The sequence below is a fragment of the Candidatus Blastococcus massiliensis AP3 genome (assembly GCF_000582785.1).
Classification (GTDB): domain Bacteria; phylum Actinomycetota; class Actinomycetes; order Mycobacteriales; family Geodermatophilaceae; genus Blastococcus; species Blastococcus massiliensis.
This window is the reverse complement of record NZ_HG931173.1, coordinates 1,235,411-1,240,202: the sequence shown is the minus strand read 5'-3', so window position 1 is coordinate 1,240,202 and position 4,792 is coordinate 1,235,411. Positions and strand designations below refer to the sequence as shown.

Below are 4,792 nucleotides of genomic sequence, written 5' to 3'. Positions count from 1 at the left end.
CGGGGGCGGCGGAAGCGCGGCATGTGCCGAGCCTGGCGCGCGCCGCCTCCCTACGGCCGGGCGGCGCCGAGGATGTGGACGACCCCGACCGCTGTGGACGGGGCGGACGTCAGCCGGCGGCCTTGGACCCGCTGCTCGGCGTCGGGGTGCTCGACGAGCCGGACGACGACGGCGCGGGGGTGGTCCCCGACGAGCTGCCGCCGGACGAGCCGTCCGAGGAGGAACCGTTCGACGATCCGTTCGACGAGGAGCCACCGGTCGAGGCGGTCTCGGACGCCGAGGAGGCCTTGCGGCTGTCGGTGCGGTAGAAGCCCGAGCCCTTGAAGACGACGCCCACCGAGCCGTACACCTTGCGCACCGGAGCGCTGCACTCGATGCACTCGGTCAGGGCGTCGTCGCTGAACGACTGCACGACCTCGAACTGGTGCTTCCCCTCGGCGTTGGTGCAGGCGTACTGGTAGGTGGGCACGGGCGGGCTCCCTGGTCGAGCGGAGGTAGGTGCCGGGTTGGCACTCTCGCCCGGCGACTGCCAATCATGCCACCCGCCGACGCCCCGTTCACCCGTGTCGGGGTGCACGGGGCGGTGCCGTCAGTTGATGCAGGTGGTGTCGGCGGCGGTGCGCGGCGTCTCGGTCGCCGTCGGCGCCTGGGCCGGAGGTGCCTCGAGCGGCTCGCCGATCCCGCTGAAGTCCGAGCCGAGGACGAGCTGCACGGTGCCCGCCTCGACGTCGTCCACCTCGCTGATGGTGGCGCCGGGGATCGTCGCGGCGAGCGTGGCGGCCAGCCCCTCGTCGCCGGCGGCGTGCCGGACCTCGGTGCGGGTGTAGTCGGAGGAGTCGGCGTTGCCGGTGCCGGTCACCGGGTACCCCTGCTCCTCCAGTCCGGCTGCGGCCTCGGCGGCGAGCCCCGCGATCCCCGACCCGTTGAAGACCGCGACCGGCACGTCGGCCGGGTCGACGTCCTCGGGCGCCGCCGCCGGCGGAGCGTCCTCCTGCTCCGGCTCGGCGGAGAGCTCGGCGAAGAAGCGGTGCAGGACGTCCTCGTCCTCCAGTCGCACGATCGACTTGCTGCCCTCGCGGTCGGGGCCGAGGTTGGGGACGGTCTGGAATCGCACGCTGTCCGCCGTCACCGACTGCATCTGCGCGGCGAGGTCGAGCAGCTTCAGCGACTCGTCGACGGTCAGCGACTCCGCGGCGGCCTCGACGAGGCGCCGCTGCTTGCCGAGGTCGAACAGCACGTCGTCGGAGAGGAGCTTCCGGACCATCGCGCCGATGTACGTCTGCTGGCGGACGATCCGGCCGAAGTCCTCCCCGGGTACCCCGTGCCGCTGGCGGACGAAGGCCAGCGCCTGCTCGCCGCTGATCGTCTGGGGGCCCGCCGGCAGGTCGACGCCGGAGAACGAGTCCTTGGCCGGGGCGCACAGGTTGACCTCCACGCCCCCGACGACCTCGGAGAGCTTGAAGAAGCCGAGCAGGTCCACCTCGGCGTAGTGGTCGACCTGCACGCCGCTCAGGCCGCTCACCGTCTGGATGAGCAGCTGTGCGCCGGCGGCCCGGCGCTGTTCCTCGGTGGCGCCGTCGCCGGCCTCGAACTGGTAGCCGTAGGCGTAGGCGGCGTTCAGCTTGTCCCAGTCGTAGCCGGGGATCTCGACCCAGGAGTCGCGGGGGAAGGAGACGAAGGAGGCCTGCGACCCGTCCGCGGGGACGTGCACCAGGATCATGGTGTCGGTGTTGATGCCGTCGTTGGCGGTCGTGTTGAGCTGCGCGAGTTCCTCGTCGCTCGCGCTGGCCCGGCTGTCGTTGCCGACCAGCAGCAGGTTCAGGGCCGCGCCGTCGCCGGTGACGTCCTCGTTGCCCTCCGCGGGCAGGGCGGCGGTGCGGGTGACGTTCGCGTCCGCGACCCGACCGAGGTACCAGCCCCAGCCGCTCCCGGCGAGCACGGCGACCGCGGCGACGGCGCTGATCAGGCGGGCGGCCAGCGCGGCCCGCTGACCCCGGCCGGAAGGTCCGTCCGGGGTGCGGCCGCCCCGGCGCGGGTCCAGCCGGGCGGGCAGCGGGCGTCCACCCGGCGTGCGGGGGCCGGAGCTCGTCACGGGCCGTCCTCCCGTCGGGGCCAGGTGCGGAGTCGACCCGACGATACGGCGGCACCGGCTCGGAGCGGGGGACCCGCGGGGTGGCGGCGGACACCGGACCGGGCAGGCCTCCGCGCGCTGACCAGTACCGTCGCGCCGTGACGCAGCGGTGGCTCGACGAGGAGCAGCAGCGGACCTGGCGCGCCTGGCTGTCGGTCTCCGATCTGGTGCCGCGGGTGCTCGACGGCCAGCTCCAGCGGGACGCCGGCATCAGTCACGCCGCCTACGTCGTGCTCGCGATGCTCTCCGAGGCGCCGCACCGCAGCCGCCGGATGAGCGACCTCGCGCGGCGGGCCAACCAGTCGCAGAGCCGGCTCTCGCACACCGTCGCCCGCCTGGAGGAGCGCGGCTGGGTGCGGCGGGAGCGCTCCGTCGACGACGGCCGGGGGAACGTCGCCGTCCTCACCGACGCCGGCTGGGACGTCGTGCGCAGCCTGGCCCCCGGCCACGTCGAGGCCGTCCGCGAGGCGATGTTCGCGCCGCTGACGCCGGAGCAGACCCGTCTGCTGGGCGACGCCCTCGAGGCCGTGCTCGAGCGCCTGGACCCCGACCGCAGCCTCCGCGTGCGCGACGCCGTCGACTAACGACCGAGGTGCCGGTACCGGTGCAGCCGGGTGCGGAGGCGCTCGGTGTCGTCGCGGCCCAGCAGCCCGGCCAGCTCCTCGCCGAGCACCCGCCCGAGGCGCAGACAGAACTCGGTGGGCTCGTCGGCGGCGTCGGGACGCTCGGCCACGACTCGGCCGACGATCCCCGCCCGCCGCAGGTCCGTGGCCCGCACCCCCTGCGCCTGCGCCATCTCGCCGGCGTGGTCCAGGTCGCGGTGCACGATCGCCGAGGCGCCTTCCGGTGGCAGCGGGCCGAGCCAGCCGTTGGCCGCTGCGAGCACGCGGTCGGCGGGCACGAGGGCCAGCGCGCCACCGCCGGTGCCCTGGCCGAGCAGGACGGCGAGCGTCGGCGCCCCGAGCATCACCAGGTCCTGCAGGCAGCGGGCGATCTCCCCGGCCAGCCCGCCCTCCTCCGCCTCTCGGGACAGCGCCGCCCCGGGGGTGTCGATGAGGGTCACCAGCGGGAGCCGGAGCTCCTCGGCCAGGTGCATGCCGCGCCGCGCCTCGCGCAGCGCCGCGGGCCCCAGCGGTGCCGCCGGCGACTGCCCACGCCGGTCCTGACCGAGGACGACGCACGGCGCGCCACCGAACCGGGCCAGGGCCAGCAGGAGTCCCGGGTCCTTCTCCCCGGCCCCGGTGCCCGACAGCCCGACGACGTCGGTGGCCGCGGTGCGCAGCAGGCGGCGCACGCCGGGCCGGTCCTCCCGCCGCGACGCCGTCACCACCTCCCAGGCGGTGCGCCCGTCCCCGTCGGGGTCGGCGTCGTCCTCCGGGCGGGGCCGCTCGGCGGAGGCGACGTCGAGGTGCCAGGTCTGGCGCGCGGCCAGCACGCGGAGGGCCCGGTCGGCGACCTCGGCCAGCTCCTCGTGCGCGACGACGGCGTCGATGAGCCCGTGCTCGGCCATGTTCTCCGCGGTCTGCACGCCCTCGGGGAACGGTTCGTCGTAGAGCGCCTGGAAGACCCGCGGGCCCAGGAAGCCGATCGAGGCACCGGGCTCGGCGATCGTGACGTGCCCGAGCGAGCCCCACGAGGCCAGCACCCCGCCGAAGGTGGGGTTGCGCAGGTAGACGAGGTAGGGGAGCCCCGCCTGCTTGTGCCGGGCGATCGCCGCGGTGATCCCGATCATCTGCAGGAAGGCGACGGTCCCCTCCTGCATCCGGGTGCCACCCGACACGGGAGCGGCCAGCAGCGGCAGCCCCTCCTCGGTGGCCCGCTCGACCGCGGCGATCAGCCGCTCGGCGGCGGCCACCCCGATGGAGCCCGCGAGGAAGCCGAACTCCCCGGCGACGACGGCGACCCGGCGTCCGCGCAGCCGGCTCTCGCCGGTGATGATCGATTCGTCCTGCCGGGTCTTCTCGGCGGCGTCGGCCAGGTCGCGCGCGTAGTCGGCGGGGACCTCGCGCGCGGCGATGGGGGAGTCCCACGACTGCCAGGAGCCGGGGTCGAGCACCAGGTCGCGCAGGGCGCGGGCGTCCAGCCGGCGGGGCGGTTCGGTCATGCCGCCGATGATCTCCGTCCGGGCGGCGCCCGGCGACACCACCCCTCCGGCCAGGGATCCGGTCAGCCGCCGGCGGCCAGCTCCTGCCAGCCGCCGGACGGCGTCACGACGGCGGTCACCCGCCGGTCGTGCGGCTCGCTGGGCAGCTCGTCGAGGAGCTCGTCGTCGAAGACCACCGCGACGAGGACGGCCCCCTGGCGGGCGTGCCGCAGGGCGCGGTCGTAGTAGCCACCGCCCCGGCCCAGCCGCACCCCGTCGCGGGCCACCGCCAGCGCCGGGACGACGACGACCTCCGCGGTGCCCAGCGCGGTGGCATCCAGCCGGGGGCCGTCCGGCTCGAGCAGCCCGAAGCGGCCGGGGGTCAGCTGCCCGGTGTCCACGGCCCACGACAGCTCGGGCTCCTGCGCCGACACCACCGGCAGCAGCACCCGTGCACCGAGCCGGCCGAACACCTCGGGGAGTCGCCCGTGCCCCGGCTCGGTCTCCGCCGGCACGTGGGCGGCGAGGGTGCGCACCCCCGCGAGGCCCTGCAGCAGGGAGGTGCCGACCGCGGCCGC

At 75.7% G+C, this 4,792-nt stretch carries 5 protein-coding genes; 1 reads left to right on the top strand and 4 read right to left on the bottom strand.

Going from position 1 to position 4,792, the window contains the following annotated elements:
• Positions 1-109: 109 nt before the first annotated feature.
• Both BN344_RS06105 and BN344_RS06100 read right to left on the bottom strand, forming a co-directional pair.
• Positions 110-469, bottom strand: a complete 360-nt coding sequence (locus tag BN344_RS06105) for an FmdB family zinc ribbon protein (protein WP_040337371.1) — start codon at positions 467-469, stop codon at positions 110-112.
• 120 nt (positions 470-589) lie between these two features.
• Positions 590-2,092, bottom strand: coding sequence for an LCP family protein (locus BN344_RS06100; RefSeq protein WP_040337370.1), 1,503 nt, complete (start codon positions 2,090-2,092; stop codon positions 590-592).
• Between the two features lie 137 nt (positions 2,093-2,229).
• Between BN344_RS06100 and BN344_RS06095 the strand changes: the two genes are divergently transcribed.
• The gene (locus tag BN344_RS06095) at positions 2,230-2,715 is read left to right on the top strand and encodes a MarR family winged helix-turn-helix transcriptional regulator (protein WP_040337369.1); all 486 of its coding nucleotides are present in this window, start codon (positions 2,230-2,232) and stop codon (positions 2,713-2,715) included.
• Here the strand turns inward: BN344_RS06095 and BN344_RS06090 are convergent.
• Both BN344_RS06090 and BN344_RS06085 read right to left on the bottom strand, forming a co-directional pair.
• The gene (locus tag BN344_RS06090; RefSeq protein WP_040338031.1) at positions 2,712-4,235 is read right to left on the bottom strand and encodes a carboxyl transferase domain-containing protein; all 1,524 of its coding nucleotides are present in this window, start codon (positions 4,233-4,235) and stop codon (positions 2,712-2,714) included. The genes BN344_RS06095 and BN344_RS06090 overlap by 4 nt on opposite strands.
• A gap of 62 nt (positions 4,236-4,297) precedes the next feature.
• On the bottom strand, positions 4,298-4,792 hold a 495-nt coding region (locus BN344_RS06085; protein WP_040338030.1), incomplete at its 5' end, for a 5-formyltetrahydrofolate cyclo-ligase.